This is a genomic window from Rhodanobacter sp. OK091, from assembly GCF_900142825.1.
In the GTDB taxonomy this organism is placed as follows: Bacteria; Pseudomonadota; Gammaproteobacteria; order Xanthomonadales; family Rhodanobacteraceae; genus Rhodanobacter.
The window spans coordinates 170,917-192,401 of sequence record NZ_FRCH01000002.1; the positions used below are offsets into that span (position 1 = coordinate 170,917).

Annotated in this window: 22 protein-coding genes; 16 read left to right on the top strand and 6 right to left on the bottom strand. The window is 64.2% G+C overall.

The window, feature by feature from the left end:
• Window positions 1–7: 7 nt before the first annotated feature.
• Window positions 8–412 (top strand): 50S ribosomal protein L19, encoded by a 405-nt coding sequence (rplS, locus tag BUA26_RS10360; RefSeq protein WP_072760497.1) that lies wholly within the window; start codon window positions 8–10, stop codon window positions 410–412.
• A 114-nt stretch (window positions 413–526) separates the two neighbouring features.
• Here the strand turns inward: rplS and BUA26_RS10365 are convergent, their stop codons facing one another.
• Window positions 527–2,569 carry an EAL domain-containing protein gene (locus BUA26_RS10365; protein WP_072760499.1) on the bottom strand — a complete coding sequence of 681 codons (2,043 nt, stop codon included), beginning with the start codon at window positions 2,567–2,569 and terminating at the stop codon, window positions 527–529.
• Window positions 2,570–2,702: 133 nt separating this feature from the next.
• Window positions 2,703–3,725: an EF-P beta-lysylation protein EpmB gene (gene epmB, locus BUA26_RS10370; protein WP_072760501.1), complete on the bottom strand. Its 1,023-nt coding sequence runs from the start codon at window positions 3,723–3,725 to the stop codon at window positions 2,703–2,705.
• A gap of 88 nt (window positions 3,726–3,813) precedes the next feature.
• On the opposite strand from epmB, the gene efp reads away from it, so the two are divergent.
• From efp to folE2, 7 genes are all read left to right on the top strand, one after another.
• A complete protein-coding gene (efp, locus tag BUA26_RS10375; RefSeq protein ID WP_072760503.1) occupies window positions 3,814–4,392 on the top strand; it encodes an elongation factor P in 579 nt (192 codons plus the stop codon).
• A 264-nt stretch (window positions 4,393–4,656) separates the two neighbouring features.
• Window positions 4,657–5,988 (top strand): TRZ/ATZ family hydrolase, encoded by a 1,332-nt coding sequence (locus BUA26_RS10380; RefSeq protein ID WP_072760505.1) that lies wholly within the window; start codon window positions 4,657–4,659, stop codon window positions 5,986–5,988.
• Window positions 5,989–6,001: 13 nt separating this feature from the next.
• Complete coding sequence (locus BUA26_RS10385; RefSeq protein ID WP_072760507.1) at window positions 6,002–6,256, top strand: YciI family protein; 255 nt, start codon at window positions 6,002–6,004, stop codon at window positions 6,254–6,256.
• A gap of 77 nt (window positions 6,257–6,333) precedes the next feature.
• Window positions 6,334–7,041 carry a bifunctional 2-polyprenyl-6-hydroxyphenol methylase/3-demethylubiquinol 3-O-methyltransferase UbiG gene (gene ubiG / locus BUA26_RS10390; RefSeq protein WP_072761532.1) on the top strand — a complete coding sequence of 236 codons (708 nt, stop codon included), beginning with the start codon at window positions 6,334–6,336 and terminating at the stop codon, window positions 7,039–7,041.
• On the top strand, window positions 7,038–7,718 hold the full coding sequence (gene gph, locus BUA26_RS10395; RefSeq protein ID WP_072760509.1) for a phosphoglycolate phosphatase: 681 nt from the start codon (window positions 7,038–7,040) through the stop codon (window positions 7,716–7,718). The genes ubiG and gph overlap by 4 nt, the downstream gene beginning before the upstream one ends.
• Window positions 7,715–8,569 carry an isoprenoid biosynthesis enzyme family protein gene (locus BUA26_RS10400; RefSeq protein WP_072760511.1) on the top strand — a complete coding sequence of 285 codons (855 nt, stop codon included), beginning with the start codon at window positions 7,715–7,717 and terminating at the stop codon, window positions 8,567–8,569. Before gph ends, BUA26_RS10400 begins: the two co-directional genes overlap by 4 nt.
• A gap of 112 nt (window positions 8,570–8,681) precedes the next feature.
• Window positions 8,682–9,629 (top strand): GTP cyclohydrolase FolE2, encoded by a 948-nt coding sequence (folE2, locus tag BUA26_RS10405; protein WP_072760513.1) that lies wholly within the window; start codon window positions 8,682–8,684, stop codon window positions 9,627–9,629.
• A 160-nt stretch (window positions 9,630–9,789) separates the two neighbouring features.
• Here folE2 and BUA26_RS10410 read toward each other — a convergent pair whose 3' ends face one another.
• Together BUA26_RS10410 and yidD are read right to left on the bottom strand one after the other, a co-directional pair.
• The gene (locus tag BUA26_RS10410) at window positions 9,790–11,142 is read right to left on the bottom strand and encodes a dihydroorotase (RefSeq protein WP_072760515.1); all 1,353 of its coding nucleotides are present in this window, start codon (window positions 11,140–11,142) and stop codon (window positions 9,790–9,792) included.
• Entirely contained in the window at window positions 11,132–11,404 is a 273-nt protein-coding gene (gene yidD, locus BUA26_RS10415) for a membrane protein insertion efficiency factor YidD (RefSeq protein WP_072760517.1), read from the bottom strand. The genes BUA26_RS10410 and yidD overlap by 11 nt, the downstream gene beginning before the upstream one ends.
• A gap of 232 nt (window positions 11,405–11,636) precedes the next feature.
• On the opposite strand from yidD, the gene dksA reads away from it, so the two are divergent.
• Window positions 11,637–12,716: an RNA polymerase-binding protein DksA gene (dksA, locus tag BUA26_RS20735; protein WP_072760519.1), complete on the top strand. Its 1,080-nt coding sequence runs from the start codon at window positions 11,637–11,639 to the stop codon at window positions 12,714–12,716.
• Window positions 12,717–12,803: 87 nt separating this feature from the next.
• Here the strand turns inward: dksA and BUA26_RS10425 are convergent, their stop codons facing one another.
• The gene (locus tag BUA26_RS10425) at window positions 12,804–13,235 is read right to left on the bottom strand and encodes a SufE family protein (protein WP_072760521.1); all 432 of its coding nucleotides are present in this window, start codon (window positions 13,233–13,235) and stop codon (window positions 12,804–12,806) included.
• A 52-nt stretch (window positions 13,236–13,287) separates the two neighbouring features.
• Window positions 13,288–14,661, bottom strand: a complete 1,374-nt coding sequence (cysS, locus tag BUA26_RS10430) for a cysteine--tRNA ligase (RefSeq protein ID WP_072760523.1) — start codon at window positions 14,659–14,661, stop codon at window positions 13,288–13,290.
• A gap of 177 nt (window positions 14,662–14,838) precedes the next feature.
• On the opposite strand from cysS, the gene BUA26_RS10435 reads away from it, so the two are divergent.
• The 7 genes from BUA26_RS10435 to BUA26_RS10465 all read left to right on the top strand — a co-directional run bounded on the left by BUA26_RS10435 (window position 14,839) and on the right by BUA26_RS10465 (window position 21,482).
• Entirely contained in the window at window positions 14,839–15,366 is a 528-nt protein-coding gene (locus tag BUA26_RS10435) for a glycine zipper 2TM domain-containing protein (protein WP_072760525.1), read from the top strand.
• A 387-nt stretch (window positions 15,367–15,753) separates the two neighbouring features.
• Window positions 15,754–16,761 carry an N-acetylornithine carbamoyltransferase gene (locus BUA26_RS10440; RefSeq protein ID WP_072760528.1) on the top strand — a complete coding sequence of 336 codons (1,008 nt, stop codon included), beginning with the start codon at window positions 15,754–15,756 and terminating at the stop codon, window positions 16,759–16,761.
• Window positions 16,762–16,767: 6 nt separating this feature from the next.
• Window positions 16,768–17,391 (top strand): FMN-binding negative transcriptional regulator, encoded by a 624-nt coding sequence (locus BUA26_RS10445; protein ID WP_072760530.1) that lies wholly within the window; start codon window positions 16,768–16,770, stop codon window positions 17,389–17,391.
• Window positions 17,388–17,861 carry an OsmC family protein gene (locus tag BUA26_RS10450; protein WP_143154253.1) on the top strand — a complete coding sequence of 158 codons (474 nt, stop codon included), beginning with the start codon at window positions 17,388–17,390 and terminating at the stop codon, window positions 17,859–17,861. The genes BUA26_RS10445 and BUA26_RS10450 overlap by 4 nt, the downstream gene beginning before the upstream one ends.
• 27 nt (window positions 17,862–17,888) lie before the next feature.
• Window positions 17,889–19,082, top strand: coding sequence for an argininosuccinate synthase (locus BUA26_RS10455; protein ID WP_072760534.1), 1,194 nt, complete (start codon window positions 17,889–17,891; stop codon window positions 19,080–19,082).
• Complete coding sequence (locus BUA26_RS10460) at window positions 19,079–20,179, top strand: acetylornithine deacetylase (protein WP_072760536.1); 1,101 nt, start codon at window positions 19,079–19,081, stop codon at window positions 20,177–20,179. Before BUA26_RS10455 ends, BUA26_RS10460 begins: the two co-directional genes overlap by 4 nt.
• Complete coding sequence (locus BUA26_RS10465) at window positions 20,166–21,482, top strand: acetylglutamate kinase (protein WP_072760538.1); 1,317 nt, start codon at window positions 20,166–20,168, stop codon at window positions 21,480–21,482. Before BUA26_RS10460 ends, BUA26_RS10465 begins: the two co-directional genes overlap by 14 nt.
• Window positions 21,483–21,485: the final 3 nt, after the last annotated feature.

Genomic DNA, 21,485 nt, shown 5'->3' on the forward strand with positions numbered 1-21,485 from the left:
GTGCGCCATGAACAAGATCATTGAACAGTTCGAATCCGAGCAGATCACCCGCCAGCTGCCGGAATTCAGCCCCGGCGACACCGTGGTGGTCAACGTCAAGGTGAAGGAAGGCAACCGCGAGCGCGTGCAGGCGTTCGAGGGTATCGTCATCGCCAAGCGCAGCCGCGGCCTGCATTCGGCCTTCACGGTGCGCAAGATTTCGCATGGCACCGGCGTGGAGCGCGTGTTCCAGGCGCACAGCCCAGCCATCGATTCGCTGACCGTGAAGCGCAAGGGCAAGGTGCGTGGCGCCAAGCTGTATTACCTGCGTGGTCTGGAAGGCAAGGCAGCCCGCATCAAGGAAGACATCGCTGCGGTCTCCGCCGCCAAGATCAGTGCCAAGGCGGCAGCTGCCGCATCCGCTGCCAAGTAATCTCCAAGTAAGCCGTCCAGGATTGCTGGCTGCATAAAAAAACCCGCGGAGCGATCCGCGGGTTTTTTGCTGCCAGTCCGTCGGCGACGGAGTTCGGCAAATCCCGGCCGCCGTTTACTCCAGCCGCATCGGCTGCTGCAGGAAATTGCCCTGCACGAAATCGACGCCGCAGGCGAACAGCAACGACGTGCTGGTCGCGTCCTCGACCCATTCAGCGATGGTCTGACGCTTCAATTCGCGCGCCTGCTGACAGATTTCGGTGATCTTTTTCTGGCTCTCCGGATGTTGCGGCAGTTCGGCCATGTAGCTGCGGTCGATCTTCAGGTAATCGGCGTCGACATGGTTGAGCAACTGGAATGAATTCAGGCCCGAGCCGAACTGCTCCAGCGCGAAACCGCCCCCCAGTTTCTTCCAGCCGTTGACGAATTCCTGCGCCGGGCGCAACAGCGTCATCACCTTGCTCTCGGTCATTTCCAGCACCAGATGGCCACGCTTGAGCGCTGCCTGTCCAAGCCGGTCGCGCAGCCACGGCAACAAGGTGTCGTCGTGCAGCGAGGCCGCGGTGAGCTTGATGAAGAACGTGGTCTGCTGCCCCTGCGTTTCGCGTGTCTGCAATGCGCTGATGGCCTGGTCGAGCACCCAGCGGTCGATCGCGCCGGTGAGGTTGTGCTTTTCCGCAATCGGCATGAAGAAGCCGGGGAGTACCTCGCCTTGCGGGCCATTCATGCGCAGCAGGATTTCCGAGTAGTCGCCCTCGGCATCCTGCAGGCTGATCGTCTGCTGGTGATAGAGCACCAGGCCATTCTTCGTCAGCGCCTGCTGCAACAAATCCAGCCAGTAGCGATCGCGCTCCTCGTCGGCTTTTTCACGCGCTGCCGGATCGTGCAGTTCCACCTGGCTGCCACCGAGGCTTTGCGCGGTGCGCAAGGCCAGGCTTGCCTGATTGAGCAGCAACTCGGTATTGGCGTTCTTCTCGCCCAGCAGGCTGCCGCCGACGCTGGCGGTGACCGTGATCGAACGGGTGCCGGCATCGAAGATCTTGTTGCTGACGCTGTGCTGCAGTTTGGCGATCCATTCCCTGATCGCCTCATCCGAACGCGAGTCGAGTACCACGCCCAGGGTATGTTCGGCGAGCATGCCGGCGACATCGTCGGCGCCCAGCAGCATTCGGATGCGATCGGCGAAGGCGGCCAGCAGTTCATCGGCTTTGCCCAGGCCGATGCCACCCACCAGCGAAGCCCAGTTGTCGGGTTCGATCAGCAGCAGCGACTGGCCCTTCTTGCCCTTGGCGGCAGCGGTGACGGCGTCGTCGACGCAGCCCAGCATATGCGCGCGGTTGAACAGTCCGGTGACCGGGTCGCGTTGTAGCTGCGCCAATACCGCCGGGTCGACCATCTGCCGACGGAACACGATCTGCAGGCAGGGTTCGCCCTCGAACGTGGCCGGTGCGAATTCCACCGTGGCATCGAAGTGGCTGCCATCGGCGCGGCGTGCATGCAGGACGAGCTGGGACGGCAGCTTCTCCTGGCGGGCGTGGCCGCGCAGCAAGGCCTTGAACTCGTCGGCATTGGCCGAGTCGATCATGTCCAGCACCGGCAGCCCGAGCAGGTCATCGAAGCTTTCGTAGCCGAATGTCTCCAGATAGGCCTGGTTGGCCCGCACGTGCATGCCCTCGTGCACGTAGGCGATCGCATCGGTGGAGGAATCGAGCAGCGCATCGCAGCGCCGCTCCGATTCGCGCAGTGCGGTTTCCAACCGGCGCACCTGGCGGCGCGTCTGCAGCGACTCGAACTCGCGCTGCAGGACTGCAATCAGTTGCTTCGGCTGGTTGCGCGAGGCGACGCCACGGGCGCCATGCACGAACAGGTCGGCGACGACCTGGTTTTCCATTGTGTTGACCAGGCCCAGCAGCGTGTAATCACGGCCGTATGCATCGAGTACCTTCACCGCGTCAGGCAGGGTGACGGTGGTGACTGCCGGATCGAACATCACCACGTCCGGCTCCAGTTCGTTCACTGCTGTCTGGACTTGTTCGACATTGGTGGCACGGGCCGGTCGCACGGCGATACCGGTATTGCGCAGCAGGCTGATGATCTGTTCGGCTTCTTCGAGCGAGTTCTCGATGAAGAGGATCTTGATGACGTAGTCTTTTTTCATGGGGCGTTAAGCTATCCGTTGATCGCCGCGAGCCGCGCTAGCCGATTTGCATGGCTGTCTGTTACTGATGTTTGTAACGGATTCCGCTACTCGCCGCCAGCTAAAAACCGCATAACGGTGACCGCAGCCCGGTTCACACGGGCCGCTTGGAGGCCTCACCGCCCACCTCACGTACCAGCCGGGGTACCAGGTAGCCCGGCAATCGCGCGCGCAGCGCTTCCATCAACGCCAGCGCACGGATGTCGTCCACCTCGAAGTGCGCGGTGCCCTGCACGCGGTCGAGCTGGTGCAGGTAGTACGGCAACACGCCGGCTGCGAACAGTCGCTCGGACAACCCAGCCAGCACCTCGGCATCGTCATTGACCCCGCGCAACAGCACCGACTGGTTGAGCAGGCTGGCGCCGGTATCGCGCAATCGTGCGCAGGCGGCATCGACACCGTCGTCAAGCTCGTTGGCATGATTGGCGTGCAGTACCACGACCTTCTGCAGCGGCAACGCGGCCAGCCAGGCCGTGAAGGCAGGGTCGATCCGCTCGGGCAGCACCACCGGCAGGCGGGTATGGATGCGCAGACGGGTGACGTGCGGCAGATCGGCCAGGCCCCGGCTCAATTCCTCCAGCTTGCTAGTGGCCAGCGCCAGCGGGTCGCCGCCGGAGAGAATCAGTTCGCTGATCGAGTCATCCCGGCGCAGATGTTCCAGTGCCTGCCGCCACTGGCCGGCAGCGGCCATTTCCTCGCCATACGGAAAGTGCCGGCGGAAACAGTAGCGGCAGTTGATCGCACAGCTGCCGCTGGCAATCAGCAGCGCACGGCCGTGGTATTTGTGCAGCACACCTTGCGCCTCGCGCGCGGCCATGTCGCCGACCGCGTCGACCACGAAGCCGGCGACTTCATCGAGTTCGGCCAGCTGCGGCAATACCTGCAACAGCAGCGGGTCGCGTGCGTCGCCGTGCCGCATGCGGGCGACGAAGCCCTGCGGCACGCGCAGTTGGAAGCCGGCGTCGGCCAATGGCAGCCGTCCGGCGAGGTGCTGTAGCCCGAGCAGGCCGAGCAATTCGGCGGCATCGGTCACGGCTTCGCGCCAGAGTTGACGCCAGTCGGCCATCGGGGCATGGGCGGACGGCGTAATGCGGGCGCCGGGGCTTGCGGTTATCATGGTGGGCCTTAGGCGGGCGCTCGAGCCCGTGACAGATACCTATTTTAGCCGTCTTGCGGGGCGGTTTTACCTCTGGAGCAGATAACGCATGGCGACCCTTGGCCTCAATGACGTCAAAACGGGTAAGAAGATCATTCATAACGGCGATCCGTGGCTCATCACCGAGGCGGACTTCGTCAAGCCGGGCAAGGGCCAGGCGTTCACCCGTATCCGCATCCGCAATCTGAAGGACGGCCGCACCACCGAGCAGACGCTGAAGTCCAGCGACTCCTTCGAGGAAGCCGACGCCACCGATACCGACATGCAGCTTTCGTTTATCGACGGCATCGGCAAGGACCGCGTCTGGCACTTCATGAACATGGAAACCTTCGAGATGGTGCCCGCCTCGCTTGCCGCGATGGGCGACGCGTGGAAGTGGCTCAAGGGCGAGGAAGAGTGCGTCGTCACCTTGTTCAATGGCGGCATCATCGCCGTGCAGGCGCCGAAGTTCGTCGAGCTGAAGATCACCGAGACCGATCCGGGCGTGCGCGGCGACACCTCAGGTGGCGGTGGCAAGCCGGCCACGCTGGAGACCGGTGCCGTGGTACGTGTGCCGCTGTTCGTCAATCAGGACGAAATCATCAAGGTCGATACCCGCACTGGCGAGTACGACAGCCGCGTGAAGTGACGAGCTGGCGCGCGAGCTCCGCTCGCGCCTTTGCCAGTTCGTCATCCCTGCGAAGGCAGAGATCCAGTGAGGTACTCGTGCGAAGCACGCGAAACCCGTTTCATATGCTTCGCGTGCAAATACAACTGGATTCCGGCCTGCGCCGGAATGGCGATCAAAGGCAATGACGAGCCAGCGCCGGACGATTCAAAACATGGGGCGGCCACCGCATGGGACCGCCCCATGTCGTATCCCAAACCAGTGCCAGCATGGAGCGAGTCCAGAATGAGCCAGATGACAGCGCAACCCGTCGACCTGATGATCGAAGCCCGCTGGGTGGTGCCGGTCGAGCCGCACGCGGTGGTGCTGGAGAATCATGCGGTGGTGGTGCAGGACGACCGCATCGTCGCGCTGCTGCCGATCGCCGACGCCCGTGCCACCTACGCGCCGCGCGAGCGTGTCGAGCTGGCCGAGCATGCGTTGATCCCCGGTCTGATCAACAGCCACACGCACAACCCGATGACTTTGCTGCGCGGTCTCGCCGACGACCTGCCGCTGATGGTGTGGCTGCAACAGCACATCTGGCCGGCCGAGGCTAGGGTGATCGGGCCGGAGTTCGTGCGCGACGGCGTCGAGCTGGCCGTGGCCGAGATGCTGCGCGGCGGCACCACCTGCGCCAACGAGAACTACTTTTTCCCTGACGTGATCGGGGCGACCTATCGGCGCATGGGTTTTCGTGCGGTGGTCGGGCTGCCGGTGATCGAGTTCCCCACCGCGTGGGCAAAAAGCCAGGACGAATACTTCGAACGCGCCGGCGAAGTGCACGACAGTTTTCTCGGCGATGGCCTGATCAGCACCGCCTTCGCACCGCACGCGCCGTATACGGTGTCGGACGAGAGCTTCGAGCGGATCCGCGTGCTGTCCGATCAGCTCGACATCCCGGTGCATCTGCACACGCACGAGACCGCCCACGAGGTCGAGGACGAAAAGGCCAAGAGCGGCCTGCGTCCGTTCCAGCGGCTGCAGAAGCTGGGGCTGGTCAACGATCGCCTGATCGCCGTGCACATGACCCAGCTGACCGACGGCGAGATCGCCGCGTGCGCTGCGGCGGGCGTGTCGGTGGTGCACTGCCCGGAATCCAACCTCAAGCTGGCTTCCGGCTTCTGTCCAGCGGAGAAGCTGCGCCTGGCCGGTGTCAATGTGGCGCTGGGCACGGATGGCTGCGCGTCGAACAACGATCTGGACATGTTCGGCGAGATGCGCACCGCCGCGCTGCTGGCGAAGACCGTGGCCGGTGATGCGGCAGCGTTCGATGCCGCGTTCGCGTTGCGTGCCGCCACGCTCAACGGCGCCAGGGCGATCGGGCTGGAAGCGAAGATCGGTTCGATCGAGGTCGGCAAGCAGGCCGACTTCGCTGCCGTTCGCCTGGACGATCTGGAAACCCAGCCGATGTTCCACGTCATCTCGCAGCTGGTCTACGCCGCCAGCCGCCACCAGGTCAGCGACGTATGGATTGCCGGCAAGCGCAAACTCGCCGCGCGCGAACTGATCGGCGTCGATACCGCGGCGATCCTGGACAAGACACGCGCCTGGCGCGAACGCATCGCCGCGGCCTGAGTTGGAGCCTTCGATGAACCGTTACCTGATCCTGGCCATGCGTCGCCCGCTTTTCGATCCAGCAGTGGTGCCGCTCCACCAGGCGTTTCTCGACAGCTTGCGCGAGCAGGGGCGGGTGGAGTTGTCCGGTCCATTCGGCGACAAGTCCGGCGGAGCGTATCTGTTGCACGCGGCCGATCTGGCCGAGGCGACCGCGATCGCGCACAGCGATCCGACGCATCTCAGCGGTGGCTGGGATATCACGGTGCACGAGTGGCAGGCGCATTAAACTCGATGGCGTCCTTTGAGGATTCGACAATGCAAACCACGAATGCGAGTCCGTCGCAAACCCCCGCACATCCCGGTGTGGACTCACCAAAAAACGTAAGTCCCGAGGAAATTGCCCGCTTCGGCGATCTCGCCGCGCGGTGGTGGGACTCGGATGGCGAGTCGCGCCCGCTGCACGATCTCAATCCGGTGCGTGCGGCCTACATCGGGGCACGCGCCGATCTGCGTGACGCCCGCGTGGCCGACGTCGGTTGCGGTGGTGGCCTGTTGAGCGAGGCGCTGACCCGCGCCGGCGCCAGGGTCACCGGTATCGATCTCGGTGAGAAGGTGATCGAGATCGCGAAGCTGCACCTGCACGAGTCGAATCTCAAGGTCGATTATCGCGTGCAATCCTCGGCCGATCTGGCTGCTGCCGAGCCGGCCGGTTTCGACGTGGTGTGCTGCATGGAACTGATCGAGCACGTGCCCGATCCGGCAGCGCTGGTGAATGATCTGGCCGCCATGCTGAAACCGGGCGGACATCTGTTCATGTCCACCATCAACCGCACGCCGGCTGCGTTCGGCGCGGCGATCGTGGGTGCGGAATACGTGATGCGGATGTTGCCGCGTGGCACCCATCACTATGCGCAATTCCTGAAGCCGTCCGAGCTGGGTCGCCTGCTGCGCCATGCCGGGCTGGAACTGGAAGACGTCTCCGGACTCGGCTACAACCCGCTCAATCGCAAGGCATGGTTGAGCAAGGTCACCGCAGTCAATTACGTGCTCAGCGCACAAAGACCTGCATGAAGTCGCTACCCGAAACTATCCGGGGCGTGCTGTTCGATCTGGATGGCACCTTGCTCGACAGCGCCCCGGATCTGTACGCCGCACTGGTCGTGCAGTGCACGGAAGAGGGTGTTGCACCGCCGCCGTATGCGCCGGTGCGCGAGGTGGTTTCGCGTGGCGCGCGCGCCGTCCTGCGCTGCGCATTTGCCGAGCGCGGCGAGCCGGCGCTGGAAACGCTCGTACCACGTTATCTGCAGCTATATCAGGCCGCGATGGCACATCAAACCAAGGCATTCGATGGCGTCGACGACCTGCTCGCGCGGATCGAGGCACACGGCCTGCACTGGGGCATCGTTACCAACAAGGCGGCGTTCCTCACCGACGAATTGGTCAGCCGCATCGGTTGGGCCAGTCGCGTCAGCGCGGTGGTGTCCGGCGATACCTTGCCGGTGAAGAAGCCCGATCCGGCGCCGGTGCTGCTGGCTTGCGAACAGGCCGGCGTGGAACCGGCGCATTGCCTGTTCGTCGGCGACGATCGCCGCGACATCCAGGCCGGTGCGGCCGCTGGCCTGTATACGGTCGCGGTGAGCTGGGGTTATCTCGACGGCGGCGATCCGCACACCTGGGGTGCCGATGCGGTGCTGGCTCATCCGGCTGAACTGGCCGCGCTGCTGAAGTTGCAACCGGTCGCCGCATGATCGAGCTGGTCGAACAAAATGCTGTATTGCAAGGCTTCATCGACAAGTGGCTGGCGGTGCAGCCGCAGCAGCGCATTGCGCTGGTGTTCGTCGATGGCAGGCGCTACCCCGGTCATGTCGCGCTGGCTGCGCTGGAGCAGGAATTGCTCGGTGCCGCCTACGGTATTCGCGAGCCGCAGGTGGCCGTGGCCAAGCTCAACTGGTGGGCCGAGGAACTGGCCGGTGCGGCGACCAGCGGCGGGCGTCATCCGCTGACCCAGGTGCTGTTCGACGACGAGCGTGCGCATGCCATCGCCAGCGACCTCTGGCTGGCCCCGGTGCTGGCCGCGATGGCTCAGCTGGAGCAGGGCACCGCCACGGATTTTCCCGCACAGATCGAGGCCGCCATGCCGTTGCACGGCGGCATGGCTGCGTTGGAAACCGCCTGGTGGTATGGCGCCGACGCATCGTCCGCGCGGGCAGCACGGGTCGCCACGCTCAATCACCTGCTGTACGCGCTGTTGCGGCTGGAGCAGGACGCCGAGCGCGACCGCCTGCCGCTGCCGATGGCGCGGTTGGCGCGGCATGGACTCAGCCGCACGCAATTGCGTGCGGCCAGTGAAGCGCGACAGCATGCGGTCAGGGCCCAACTGGAGGATCTGCTGGCCAGTTGGAAGGAATCGACAGTGCTGCCCGGTCCGCTGAGCGTGTTTCGTGCGCTGGAATCGCGTCATGCCAGCCGGCTGGCGCAGCGTGCCATGCATGCCGGCGATGCGCTGGCGACCTTGCAGGCCGGCCAGCCGCGCAGCGGTCTGGCGACCACCTTGCAGGCATGGCAGGCCGCCCGCGCCTGGCGCCGGCAAGTGGTGTAAAGCGATTCGGGACGGACGCAGCGTTTCCGCCGCACTACTATTGCGCGGTGGGCTCCCCGCCCCAAGATTGTCTGCTTCGCGGCGATGCGCTCGCCGATGTCAGGATCCAACAATGCCGAATCAGGAAAATACCGTCCGCCTGCTCCCCGACGTTGCCGTGCACGCGCAGCCGCATCTCGCTGGTGCGCTGGACTGGGTCGGCATGGCCGATATCCAGGTGCCGGTGCTGTTCGACGCGGGTGATGGTGAGATACAGCGGGCCAGCGCGCGGGTCGGCGCCTTCGTCAATCTGAACCGGCCGGACAAGCGTGGTATCCACATGTCGCGACTGTACCTGCAGGTCGAGCAGGCGCTGAGCACGCAGACGCTCACCGTGGATTCGCTGCACGCGCTGCTGCGCGGCTTTCTCGATTCGCACAAGGACTTGTCCGACCGTGCCTGCCTCAGCATCCATTTCGAACAACTGGTGCGTCGCCCGGCCTTGCGCAGTGCCAACCGGGGCTGGCGCGCCTATCCGGTCTGCATCGAAGCCAGCTTAACCGGCGACGAGTTCCTGCTCGAATTCGGCACCGAGGTGGTTTACTCCTCTACCTGTCCAGCCTCGGCTGCACTGTCGCGCCAGCTGATCCAGGACCAGTTCGCCAGCGACTTCGATGCCGCGGCGCCGGTCGATCACGCGGCGGTGCTGGCCTGGCTCGGCAGCGAGCACGGCATCGTCGCCACGCCGCACGCCCAGCGCAGCGTGGCACGCCTGCGCGTCCGCCCGATGGCCGGTGCCGGTTTCCGCTTGATCGATCTGGTCGACCGCGTCGAGCACGCGCTCGGCACGCCGGTGCAGACCGCGGTCAAGCGCGAGGACGAACAGGCGTTCGCACTGGCCAACGGCGGCAACCTGATGTTCTGCGAGGACGCTGCCCGGCGTATCCAGAAGGCGCTGGATGCCGATGCTGCGCTCAGCGACTTCCACATCCGCGTCGAGCACCAGGAAAGCCTGCACCCGCATGACGCGGTGGCTTATGCCAGCAAGGGCGTGGCCGGAGGCTACGGCTCGACGCCGTAACCGCATTCTTCCTCTCCCTAATGGAGGGAGGAAGAGGATGAAGGTGAGGGATAGGCGTGCACCGAAAGTTACCTATCTTGCGGGCGCTTTTGTAGGAGCGACTTCAGTCGCGATCCCCCTGCTTGTTTTATTGATTTGAAACGAAGATCTTTCGTCCGCATCAACGATCAAACGCCAACCGCTGCCCGCGTACGCCGTCGTCCACGGTCGTGCCATCCCACACCCGCTGCCCATTGACGAAGGTGCTGACGATCGAGCTAGCGAAAGTCTCGCCCTCGAACGGCGACCAGCCGCATTTGGACAGTACTTCGGCGCGGGTCACCGTGTGCGGTTTGTTTGGATCGACCAGTACCAGGTCGGCGGCGTAGCCTTCGCGCAGGTAGCCGCGCTCTTTCACGTCGAACAAGGTGGCCGGTGCGTGGGCTACCGCCTCGACCACACGCTCCAGTGTCAGCTTCCCTTCGAACACGCGCTGCAGCGCGGCTTGCAGCACGAATTGCACCAGCGGCAGGCCCGAGGGTGCCTTGTCGTACTTCTGCGCCTTCTCTTCCAGCAGGTGTGGCGCATGGTCAGTGGCCAGTACGTCGATGCGGCCTTCGGCCAGCGCCTGGGTGATCGCTTCGCGATCGGCGGCGGTCTTGATCGCCGGGTTGCACTTGATCAGAAAGCCCAGCCGCTCGTAGTCGCGATCGTCGAAATGCAGAAAATGCACGCAAGTCTCGGCGGTGATCTGCTTGCGCGTACCGTCTTGGCGCCGCAGCGGGCCAGGCTGGAACAGCGCCAGTTCGTCGGCGGTGGAGATGTGCAGCACGTGCAGCCGGGTGCCGTGCTTCTGCGCCAGCGAGATCGCCAGCCGGGTCGACTTGATGCAGGCCTCGCGCGAGCGGATCAGCGGATGCTCCCGGGCCGGGATGTCCTCGCCGTACTTTTCGCGCGCGAGCGCATGCAGGGCATCGATCATCGGGGTGTCTTCACAATGCGTGATGATCGGAGTGGGGCAGTCGCGGAAGATGCCGTCGAGGGTTTCCGGGTCGTCGACCAGCATGTTGCCGGTGGACGCGCCCATGAATACCTTCACGCCGGGTGTGGTGCGCGGGTCGATCGCCCGGATCGCTTCCAGGTTGTCGTTGCTGGCGCCCATGTAATAGGCGTAGTTCACGGCCGAGCCTTCCGCCGCATGGGCATACTTTGCTTCCAGCGCAGCACGGTCGAGCGTGGGTGGACGGGTATTCGGCATATCCATGAAGCTGGTGACGCCGCCGGCGGCGCAGGCCCGGGATTCGTGCCGGATATCGGCCTTCTGCGACATGCCCGGTTCACGAAAGTGCACCTGGTCATCGATCATGCCTGGCAACAGCCATAGCCCGCTGGCGTCCATCACCTGCTCGCCGGGGCGGCTGTCGAGATCGCCGGCGATCGTCTCGATGCGGCCATTTTTCACGCGCAGGTCGGCGTGGAAGCGACGGCCTTCGTTGACGAGTTCGGCGTTCTTGATCAGCCAGTCAGTGGACATCGGGTGAATCTCCTTGGCAACGGCAGCGGGGGTAGTGGAAGTGTTCGGGCACCGGATCCTCGCCGCCGGTGCACAATGGCTGGCAGCGTAGCAGCCGCCAGCCGGCCAGCAGGCTGCCGCGCCACGGGCCGAAGCGCGTGACCGCAATCCGTGCATAATCAGAGCAATTGGGGTGGAAGCGGCAGCGCGGACCAAGCAATGGGCTGAGCCAGCGCTTGTACAAACGGAGCAACCACAGTATCAATCGGGTCAGGACATTCACGTTGCCGGGGCGGCTTGCGGCATGTAGTGGTACAAGTATTCCAGAAGCGAGCTTGCTGGTGTAGAACACATGGGCTATAACACCCGGCCGCCACGGCCAAAAACGGTGAAGGGATATGGCGAAAACGACACGTAATTCGACTGCCGTCAAGGCACAGAAAGGGAAGACTCCGGCCAGGGCGCAAGTCGCCAAGGCTGGCAAGCCGACAGTAGCTGCTACAAAGGGGCGGAGCGTGAAGAGCGCCAAGACACCTGCCAAGAAAACCGTGAGCAAGCCAGTCGGCAAGGCGGCGAAGAAGGTCGTGGCCAAAAAGGTCGCAGCCAAGAAACCTGCCGCGAAGCCGGCGGCCAGGAAAGCCGTCGCCAAGCCGCAACCGAAGAAGGCCGCCCCGGCCAAGAAAGTCGTCGCCAAGAAAGCCGCCGTGAAGAAGATTGTCGCCAAGAAAGTCGTCGCCAAGAAGCCGGCGCCGAAGAAAGCCTCCGTCAAGAACACCAAGGTCAAGAGCGGCACCGTCAAGAAATCGGCCGTGAAACCCGTCGCCAAGCCGGTGGCCAAGAAAGCGGCCGCACCATCCAAGGCCGCGGTGAAGCACGAAGCGAAACCGGCCAACAAACCGGTCAAGCCAGTTCATGTTGCGGCCAAGCCGGTTGCCACGCCGGCAGTCAAGGCCGCTCCGGCTCCAAACAGCGTATCCCCGTCACCCGCCAGCACCCTCTTCAAGGGCAAGGTGGCGAGTGCAACCGCCATGGTGACACCGCGAACAGCCCCGGCTGCCGCGCATCACGCCTCCTCTCCCAGAAGTCAGAAAAACTCGTCGTCCTCAATGAATAAACTCGCTACAAAAAAACTCGATAACGGCATCACCCGTGAAGACGGGCGATACGCGCTGCCGGCCACCAGTACCATCGTGTTGCCCAAGGGCTACCACCCTTCCAGCAACGAGGAGTACATGAACCCGCAGCACCTGGCTTACTTCCGCAACAAGCTGCGGGACTGGCGTGACCAGTTGGTGGAAGAATCGCGCCAGACCATGGACAACCTGCGCGAAGAAGTTCGTGACGTCGGCGACGAAGCCGAGCGCGCCACCCGCGAAACCGAAAACTCGCTGGAACTGCGTACCCGCGACCGGTACCGTAAACTGATTTCCAAGATCGACAAGGCGTTGCGCCGGATCGAGGAAGGCAGCTACGGTTTCTGCGAGGAGACCGACGAGGAAATCGGCATCGATCGTCTCGACGCGCGTCCGATCGCCACGCTGTCGCTGGATGCTCAGGAACGTCGCGAGCATCTGCAGAAGCAGATGGGCGACTGAGTTCAACAGTTCTCGTTGAATACCGAAGCCCCGCCTCGTGCGGGGCTTCGCTTTCTCAGGACGAAGGGTGGCGGAAGCTGGTTCGACTCAGGCCAGTGCCTGCGCCGCGTAGCCTTTCAGTTTTGCCAGCATCGCGGCCAGCCCGTTCGAGCGCGTGGGCGAGAGGTGCTTGGCCAGCCCGATCGTGGCAATGAACTGCGGTTCGGTGGCGACGATCTCCTGCGCGGAGCGGTCCGAGTACACCCGCAACACCAACGCGATCAGTCCGGAGACAATCGCCGAGTCGCTGACCGCCTCGAAGTGCATGTTCGACGCATCGCCGCTGGGCACCAGCCACACCATCGACTGGCAGCCGTGCACACGGTATTGCTCGGTCTTGTCCGACTCGGGAAACGGCGGCAATTGCTTGCCGAGGTCGATCAGGTACTGGTAGCGCTCGGTCCAGTCACCGAAGAATGCGAATTCCTCGGTGATGTCCTGCTGTGCCTGCGCGGCGCTGGTGGTGGCAATGCTGTTCATGCGCACATTATCGCGCTTGCAAGCTGAATTCACGAACACGGGCGGCCATTGCTCAGCTCTTCTGCACACTCCAGCGGGTGCCCTGGGCGCCGTCCTCGATGGCGATGTTCATGGCGGCCAGCTCATCGCGAATTGCGTCCGCGCGCCTGAAGTCACGTGCGGCGCGGGCGGCGCGGCGTTCTTCCAGCAGCGCATCGATATGCGCGGCATCAATGGCTTGTCCGCTGTCGCGCTTGAACCATGCTTCCGCATCCTGCTGCAGCAGCCCGAGCAGGGCACCGCCCCCTAGCAGTGCGGCTTTCGCCGCGGCCGTGCCGGACTGGCGCGCGGCGTCGGCCAGCACGGACAGCTCGGCCAACGCCTGCGGTGTGTTGAGGTCGTCGCACAAGGCGGCCTCGACCCCAGCGGGTACGGGCAAGTCGCCGGCGGGCAGTTCGATATCGGCGAGGTCGCGCAACACGCGATACCAGCCATCCAGCGTGCTCACCGCTTGCGCGATAGCGCCCTCGGACCAATCCAGCGGCTGCCGGTAATGGCCGCTCAGCAGCCGTAGCCGCAGGGCTTCGGCCGGGTGCAGCTTCAACAGTTCGTGCAGCAGCAACACATTGCCCAGCGACTTGGACATCTTGCGGCCGTCGAAGGTCAGCATGCCGTTGTGCATCCACCAGCGTGCGAACACCTTGCCGCCGTGCGCGCAGGTGGATTGCGCGATCTCGTTCTCGTGGTGCGGGAACAGCAGGTCGATACCGCCGGCATGGATGTCGATGGTGTCGCCGAGATGCGCCGCGCTCATCGCCGAGCATTCGATGTGCCAGCCCGGCCGGCCGATGCCCCACGGGCTGTCCCAGCCGGGCAGATCCGGCGTGGACGGCTTCCACAACACGAAATCGCCGGGGCTGCGCTTGTACGGTGCCACTTCGACGCGCGAGCCGGCGATCAGCTCGTCGGTATCGCGGCCGGACAGCTCGCCGTAGGCGGGAAACGAGCTGACGTCGAACAGTACGTGGCCTTCGGCGGCATAGGCATGGCCGCCGGCGAGCAGGTCCTCGATCATCTTGATGATCGGGCCGATGTGGGCCGTGGCATGCGGCTCGATGTCCGGCGGCGCCACGCCCAGTCCGGCCATGTCGTCGCGATACGCCTGCGCGAAGCGCTCGGTGATCGTGCCGATCGGCACGCCTTGCTCCTGGGCGGCGGCGTTGATCTTGTCGTCGACGTCGGTGATGTTGCGGGCGTACACCACCTGCGGATAATGCCGGCGCAGCAGCCGGGCCAACACGTCGAACACCACCGGGCCGCGGGCATTGCCGATATGCACGTAGTTGTAGACGGTGGGGCCGCACAGATACATCGTCACGCGCTCGGGATCGAGCGGGGCGAACGGCTCGGTACGGCGGGTTAGACTGTTGTAGAGCGAGATCGGCATGGGTGAAATCCGCAGCGTGGGGCCGCGCGGGCAGGGCGCGGCCAGCCCGGCATCTTAACAAGGTGTAAGTGGGGCGGTGGCGCCAAGCCGATTCTAAGCGTGTATTCAGCGTGATTTTGTTGCAATGCGTGCCAGTAAGCGCACAGGCGCTTGGATGTTTCCTTCTGGGAGGTCGCGATGACCCGCTTATGGCTTTCCGCGCTGGTGCTCGCCTTGGCGGCTCCCGGCGCTTTTGCGCAGGACGCGCGCGCCCCGAACAACGACGACAACGCCCACTACGGCTGGGCCGACGTATTGCGGGCGGACCCGGTGCAGGGCATTACCCGCACCGAAGTGCCGCGGCAGGAATGCTACGACCAGCCGGTGGTGCGCCACGAGGGCGGCAACAGCGCTGCCGGTACGGTGCTTGGCGCCGTGATCGGCGGCGTGCTCGGCCACACCGTGGGCAAGGGCGACGGTCGCACGGCCGCCACGGTGGTGGGTGCAGTGGCGGGTGGCGCAGTCGGCAATCGGGTTTCGGACCATGGTGGTGACTACCAGAGCACCCAGACCCAGTGCCGCGAGGTCAGCTCGATGAGCGAGCAGCGCCGGATCATCGGCTACGACGTGGAATACCGCTATCGCGGCGAGGTCTACACCTCGCGGCTGAACTACGATCCCGGCGAACGGCTGCGCGTGCGCGTACAGGTCGATCCGGCCGACTGATCGGACCCCGGCCATTGCCGACATCGCCGCCTCAGGGCGGCGATGTCGTTTCTGGGGCGATTTTTTTGTTGCACGGCAGCGGAAATGTCGCCATGATGCGCATTCGTCGCCGTACTCGTCACTTGGAATCTGCATGTCCGCAGCCGTCTATACCGCCACCGTACTCACCAGCGCCCGCGCGGCTGCTGGCATGACGTCGCGTGCGCGCCGACCGCTGGATGGGTATTCAGCCGGGTAGGCAGTCGCACGCGTTTCATGTGCATTGACGACAAAACCCGGCCATCGTGCCGGGTTTTTTGTTTTCTGGAGATGTACTTCACACGGATCCACCCGTGACAACCCGAACCGGCCATCCGTGGCCTGACTCTTCACCAAGAGCCTCACAACATGACCCTTCGCCATTTCATCACAACGCAGGACTTCAGCCGCGCCGAGATCGACGCACTGCTGGAACAGGCTGCCGCGTTCAAGCGCTCGCCGCGCGGCCAGCAGCTGGCGGGCAAGTCCATCGCGCTCATGTTCTTCAATCCCTCGATGCGCACGCGCACCAGCTTCGAGCTGGGTGCGTTCCATCTGGGCGGGCACGCGATCGTGCTGTCGCCGGGCAAGGATGCGTGGCCGATCGAGTTCGACGTGGGTAGCGTGATGGACGGCGATACCGAGGAGCACATCGCCGAAGTGGCGCGCGTGTTGTCGCGCTACGTCGACCTGATCGCGGTGCGCGCGTTCCCGAAATTCCAGGACTGGGCGGTGGATCGCCAGGACAAGGTGGTCAAGGCGTTCGCGCAGTACGCCACGGTGCCGGTGATCAACATGGAGACGATCACCCACCCCTGCCAGGAGCTGGCCCATGCGCTGGCGATGAAGGAGCACCTGGGCGACCTGCAGAACAAGAAATACGTGTTGACCTGGACCTATCATCCGAAGCCGCTGAACACCGCAGTGGCGAATTCGGCGCTCTTGATCGCGACGAAGATGGGCATGGACGTGACCTTGCTGTGCCCCACGCCGGACTATGTGCTGGACGAGCGCTACATGGCGTTCGGCGAACAGAATGCGAAGGCGAACGGTGGCTCGCTGAAGGTCAGCCACAATATCGAAGAGGCCTATCGTGGCGCGGACGTGGTCTACGCCAAGAGCTGGGGAGCCCTGCCGTTCTTCGGCCGCTGGGAGCAGGAGAAGCCGATCCGCGATGCGCACAAGCACTTCATCGTCGACGAGGCGAAGATGGCGTTGACCAACCACGGCTTGTTCAGCCACTGCCTGCCGTTGCGCCGGAACATCAAGGCCACCGATGCGGTGATGGATTCGCCCGCCTGCATCGCCATCGACGAGGCCGAGAACCGACTGCACGTGCAGAAGGCGGTGATGGCGTCGTTGATCGGCCAGGGCTGAGCACTCATGTATACGCCGAAGCACTTCGAGGAAACCCGCGCCGATGTCTTGCACGGGCTGATCCGAGCGTATCCGTTCGCCACGCTGGCGACCCACGCGGCTGCCGGGTTGACTGCCAACCACCTGCCGTTCGAGCTGGTCGACGGCGTATTGCATGGCCATGTGGCCCGCGGCAACGAGCTGGCGCAGCTGGACGGTGCCGAAGTGCTGCTGATCTTCCAGGGTCCGGACGGCTATATCAGCCCGAACTGGTATCCGAGCAAGCACGAGACCGGGCGCGAGGTGCCGACCTGGAACTATGCGGTGGTCCATGTGCATGGCCGGTTGCGGGTGATCGACGATGCGATCTGGCTGCGTCGTCTGCTGGAAACACTGACCAATCACCATGAGGCCACCCAGCCGAAACCGTGGCAGGTCGGTGATGCGCCGGAAGAGCATATCGCGAATTTGCTGCGGGCCATCGTGGGTCTCGAGGTCGCCATCGATCGCATCGAAGGCAAGTTCAAGCTGAGCCAGAACCACCCCACGCGCAATCGGGCGGGAGCGATCGCCGGCCTGCGCCAGCGTGATGGCGATGGCGATACCGAGCTGGCCGAATGGATGGCCCGACAAGAGGAGTCGAACCTGTGACACATCAGCATCACTACCGCGTGGACGTGGAATGGACCGGCAATCTGGGTACCGGTACGGACGGCTATCGCAACTACAGCCGCGACCACGAGATCCGCATCGCTGGCAAGCCGACCCTGGTCGGCTCGTCCGACCCCACGTTTCGCGGCGATGCCGCTAGGCACAATCCCGAAGACATGCTGGTCACGGCGCTGTCCACCTGCCACATGCTGTCTTATCTGCATATGGCCACGGTGGCGGGCGTCGTGGTGACTACCTATACCGATGCCGCCGAAGGCACGATGGCGACCGAAGGCAATGGCGGTCGTTTCGTCGAGGTCGTGCTGCATCCCACGGTGACCATCAGCGCCGCCAGCGACCCGGCCAAGGCCGCGACCGCGCATGAGGAAGCCCACCACGCCTGCTTCATCGCCAATTCCGTGAATTTTCCGGTGCGCTGCGAACCGCGCATCGTGGTCGCATCCGTCTAATCATTTTATTTCAAGGATCTGCAAACTATGAGCAAAGACATCGTTCTCGCGTTTTCCGGCGGCCTCGACACCAGCTTCTGTGTGCCTTACCTCAAAGAGCGCGGCTGGGCTGTGCATACCGTCTTTGCCGACACCGGCGGCGTGGATGCGGAAGAGCGTGCCTTCATCGAGCAGCGCGCGGCCGAGCTGGGCGTGGCCTCGCACGTCACCGTCGACGGCGGCCCGGCGATCTGGGAAGGCTTCGTCAAGCCGTTCGTGCAGGCGGGCGAGGGCTACCAGGGCCAGTACCCGTTGCTGGTTTCCGACCGTTACCTGATTGTCGACGCGGCCATCAAGCGCGCTGCGGAACTGGGCACCAAGGCCATAGCGCACGGCTGCACCGGCATGGGCAACGACCAGGTGCGTTTCGACCTGACCGTGAAAGCGCTGGGCGACTATGAGATCGTAGCGCCGATCCGCGAGATCCAGAAGGAACACACCCAGACGCGCGCCTATGAGCAGGCCTATCTGGAACAGCGCGGCTTCGGCGTGCGCGCCAAGCAACAGGCCTACACCATCAACGAGAACCTGCTCGGCCTAACCATGTCCGGCGGCGAGATCGATCGCTGGCAGGCGCCGGGCGAAGGCGCCATGGGCTGGTGCAAGCCGCGCCCCGAATGGCCGTCCAAACCGCTGAGCGTGAAGATCGGTTTCGTAAAGGGAGAGGCGGTGACGCTGGATGGCGAGAAGATCGCCGGCCACAAGATGCTGGCCAAGTTGAACGGCCTGTTCGCCCAGTACGGCGTGGGCCGCGGCATCTACACCGGCGACACTACGATCGGCCTGAAGGGCCGCATCATCTTCGAGGCGCCCGGCTTGACCGTGCTGCTCGCTGCGCATCGCGCGCTGGAAGAAGCTGTGTTGTCCAAGCAGCAGAACCGCTTCAAGCCCGAGGTGGCCCGCAAGTGGGTGGAGCTGGTCTACGAGGGCTTTTTCCACGATCCGCTGAAGACCGATCTGGAAGCTTTTCTTGCCTCCAGCCAGTCCACCGTCAATGGCGAGGTGACATTGGAGACCAGTGGCGGCATCGTCAACGCGGTCGCGGTCGAGTCGAAGCACATCCTCAACGCCAAGGGTGCGACCTACGCACAATCGGCGGATTGGGGTGTGGAGGAAGCCGAAGGCTTCATCAAGTTGTTCGGCATGAGCAGCACGCTGTGGGCCGAGGTCAACCGCGGATGAGTGCCTTGCTCGATGCCACGCTGGAGCACCTGAAGGCGTTGGTCGGTTTCGACACGCGCAATCCGCCGCGTTCGATCGGTACCGGCGGCATCTTCGATTACCTGCGCGCGCAATTGCCCGGTTTCGATGTGACGGTGACCGACTACGGCGCCGGTGCGGTGACCTTGCATGCGGTACGCGGCCAGCCGAAATACCTGTTCAACGTGCACCTGGATACGGTGCCGGATTCGCCGCACTGGAGCGCGAATCCGCATGAATTGCGGGTTACCGCGGATAGTGCGATCGGCCTGGGCGCCTGCGACATCAAGGGTGCGGCAGCGGCATTGCTTGCCGTAGCGAACGCCACCGACGGTCCGCTGGCGCTGCTGCTGTCCACCGACGAGGAAGCGAACGATCCACGCTGTATCGCCGGTTTTTTGGGCACATCTCCTGATTACCGAGCGGTGATCGTGGCCGAGCCGACCAAGGCCGAAGCGGTGCTGGCACACCGCGGCATCCAGTCGGTGCTGATGCGTTTTGCCGGTCATGCCGGCCACGCTTCGGGCGAGCAGAAACCCAGTGACAGCGCGCTGCATCAGGCCGTGCGCTGGGGCGGTGCGGCGCTGGATTTCGTGGCGGCGCAATCGCACGAACGCTTCGGCGGGCTCACCGGGCTGCGCTTCAATATCGGCCGCATCGAGGGCGGCATCAAGGCGAACATGATCGCACCGACGGCCGAGCTGCGTTTCGGCTGCCGCCCGCTGCCGACGATGGATCCGGATCAACTGCTGGAGCGTTTCCGTTCGCTGGTGGAACCGCAGCCGGTGGAATTTTCCGAAACGTTCCGCGGCGCCTCGCTGCCGGCCGGCGATACCGCCAATGCGGAGGCGAACCGACTCGCCGCGCGCGATCTTGCCGACGAGCTCGGTATCCCGGTAGGCAACGCGGTGGACTTCTGGACCGAGGCCGCGCTGTTCTCCGCCGCCGGCTACACCGCCTTCGTCTACGGCCCCGGCGACATCGCCCAGGCGCACAGCGCCGACGAGTGGATCGCACTCGATCAATTGCAGCAGTACGCAGAAACCATCTACCGGATCGTCGAACGTGGAAACGCATAAGCACACTCGCAAGACCATCGTGCGCCTGCTCTCTAGCATGGGCAGCGCGAAGGAAATCCAGCAATACCTCAAACGCTTCTCCGAAATCGACGCCAAGCGCTTTGCCGTGGTCAAGGTGGGGGGCGCCGTGTTGCGCGACGAGTTGGCCGACCTCGCTTCGTCACTGACCTTCCTGCAGCAGGTCGGGCTCACTCCGATCGTGCTGCATGGCGCCGGCCCGCAGCTGGACGAGGAACTGGCGGCGGCCGGCATCGAGAAGCAGACCGTCAATGGCCTGCGAGTTACCTCGCCCAAGGCGCTCGGCATCGTGCGCCGCGTGTTCCAGCAGCAGAACCTCAAGCTGGTCGAGGCATTGCAGTCGATGGACACGCGCGCCACTTCGGTGGCATCGGGCGTGTTCATGGCCAGCTATCTCGATCGCGATACCTACGGGCTGGTCGGCAAGGTGGCGAGCATCAACCTGGCGCCGATCGAGGCCAGCCTGCGCGCCGGCTCCATCCCGGTGATCGCCAGCCTCGGCGAAACCGACGAAGGGCAGATTCTCAACATCAATGCCGACTTCGCCGCCAACGAGCTGGTGCGCGTGCTGCAACCGTACAAGATCGTGTTCCTCACCGGCACCGGCGGCCTGCTCGACGAGCAAGGCAAGGTGATCGATTCGATCAATCTCAGTACCGAGTTCGATCACCTGATGACGCAGCCGTGGATCAACGGCGGCATGCGCCTGAAGATCGAACAGATCGCCGACCTGCTGGCCGACCTGCCGCTGACCTCGTCGGTGTCGATCACCCGGCCGGCGGAGCTGGCCAAGGAGCTGTTCACCCACAAGGGTTCCGGCACGCTGGTGCGGCGCGGCGAGAAGGTGCTGACATTCGACTCGTGGAAAGGTATCGATCTGGCACGCATGCGCACGCTGATCGAGTCGAGTTTCGGCCGTACGCTGGTGCCGGATTATTTTGAACGCACCCAGCCGCTGCGCGTCTACGTGAGCGAGAACTATCGCACCGCGATGATCCTCACCGAAGAAGGCGGCTTGCCGTATCTGGACAAATTCGCCGTGCTCGACGATGCGCAGGGCGAGGGTCTGGGGCGTGCCGTGTGGCAGGTGATGCGCGAGGAGAATCCGCAGCTGTTCTGGCGCTCGCGCCACGGCAACCCGGTCAATCCTTTCTACTATGCCGAATCGGATGGCTGCCTCAAGCAGCCGCACTGGAAGGTGTTCTGGTACGGCATCCACGACTTCGACACCATCGCTCGCTGCGTGGCGCATTGCGCACAGCGACAGCCGACCTTGACGGACTGAAGC

What these genes read in the sequence shown, in the direction of transcription:
- rplS (WP_072760497.1), top strand. Translation starts at nt 8, where the DNA reads ATGAACAAGATCATTGAACAGTTCGAATCCGAGCAGATCACCCGCCAG.
- BUA26_RS10365 (WP_072760499.1), bottom strand. Translation starts at nt 2,569, where the DNA reads ATGAAAAAAGACTACGTCATCAAGATCCTCTTCATCGAGAACTCGCTC.
- epmB (WP_072760501.1), bottom strand. Translation starts at nt 3,725, where the DNA reads ATGATAACCGCAAGCCCCGGCGCCCGCATTACGCCGTCCGCCCATGCC.
- efp (WP_072760503.1), top strand. Translation starts at nt 3,814, where the DNA reads ATGGCGACCCTTGGCCTCAATGACGTCAAAACGGGTAAGAAGATCATT.
- BUA26_RS10380 (WP_072760505.1), top strand. Translation starts at nt 4,657, where the DNA reads ATGAGCCAGATGACAGCGCAACCCGTCGACCTGATGATCGAAGCCCGC.
- BUA26_RS10385 (WP_072760507.1), top strand. Translation starts at nt 6,002, where the DNA reads ATGAACCGTTACCTGATCCTGGCCATGCGTCGCCCGCTTTTCGATCCA.
- gph (WP_072760509.1), top strand. Translation starts at nt 7,038, where the DNA reads ATGAAGTCGCTACCCGAAACTATCCGGGGCGTGCTGTTCGATCTGGAT.
- BUA26_RS10400 (WP_072760511.1), top strand. Translation starts at nt 7,715, where the DNA reads ATGATCGAGCTGGTCGAACAAAATGCTGTATTGCAAGGCTTCATCGAC.
- folE2 (WP_072760513.1), top strand. Translation starts at nt 8,682, where the DNA reads ATGCCGAATCAGGAAAATACCGTCCGCCTGCTCCCCGACGTTGCCGTG.
- BUA26_RS10410 (WP_072760515.1), bottom strand. Translation starts at nt 11,142, where the DNA reads ATGTCCACTGACTGGCTGATCAAGAACGCCGAACTCGTCAACGAAGGC.
- BUA26_RS10425 (WP_072760521.1), bottom strand. Translation starts at nt 13,235, where the DNA reads ATGAACAGCATTGCCACCACCAGCGCCGCGCAGGCACAGCAGGACATC.
- cysS (WP_072760523.1), bottom strand. Translation starts at nt 14,661, where the DNA reads ATGCCGATCTCGCTCTACAACAGTCTAACCCGCCGTACCGAGCCGTTC.
- BUA26_RS10435 (WP_072760525.1), top strand. Translation starts at nt 14,839, where the DNA reads ATGACCCGCTTATGGCTTTCCGCGCTGGTGCTCGCCTTGGCGGCTCCC.
- BUA26_RS10440 (WP_072760528.1), top strand. Translation starts at nt 15,754, where the DNA reads ATGACCCTTCGCCATTTCATCACAACGCAGGACTTCAGCCGCGCCGAG.
- BUA26_RS10445 (WP_072760530.1), top strand. Translation starts at nt 16,768, where the DNA reads ATGTATACGCCGAAGCACTTCGAGGAAACCCGCGCCGATGTCTTGCAC.
- BUA26_RS10455 (WP_072760534.1), top strand. Translation starts at nt 17,889, where the DNA reads ATGAGCAAAGACATCGTTCTCGCGTTTTCCGGCGGCCTCGACACCAGC.
- BUA26_RS10460 (WP_072760536.1), top strand. Translation starts at nt 19,079, where the DNA reads ATGAGTGCCTTGCTCGATGCCACGCTGGAGCACCTGAAGGCGTTGGTC.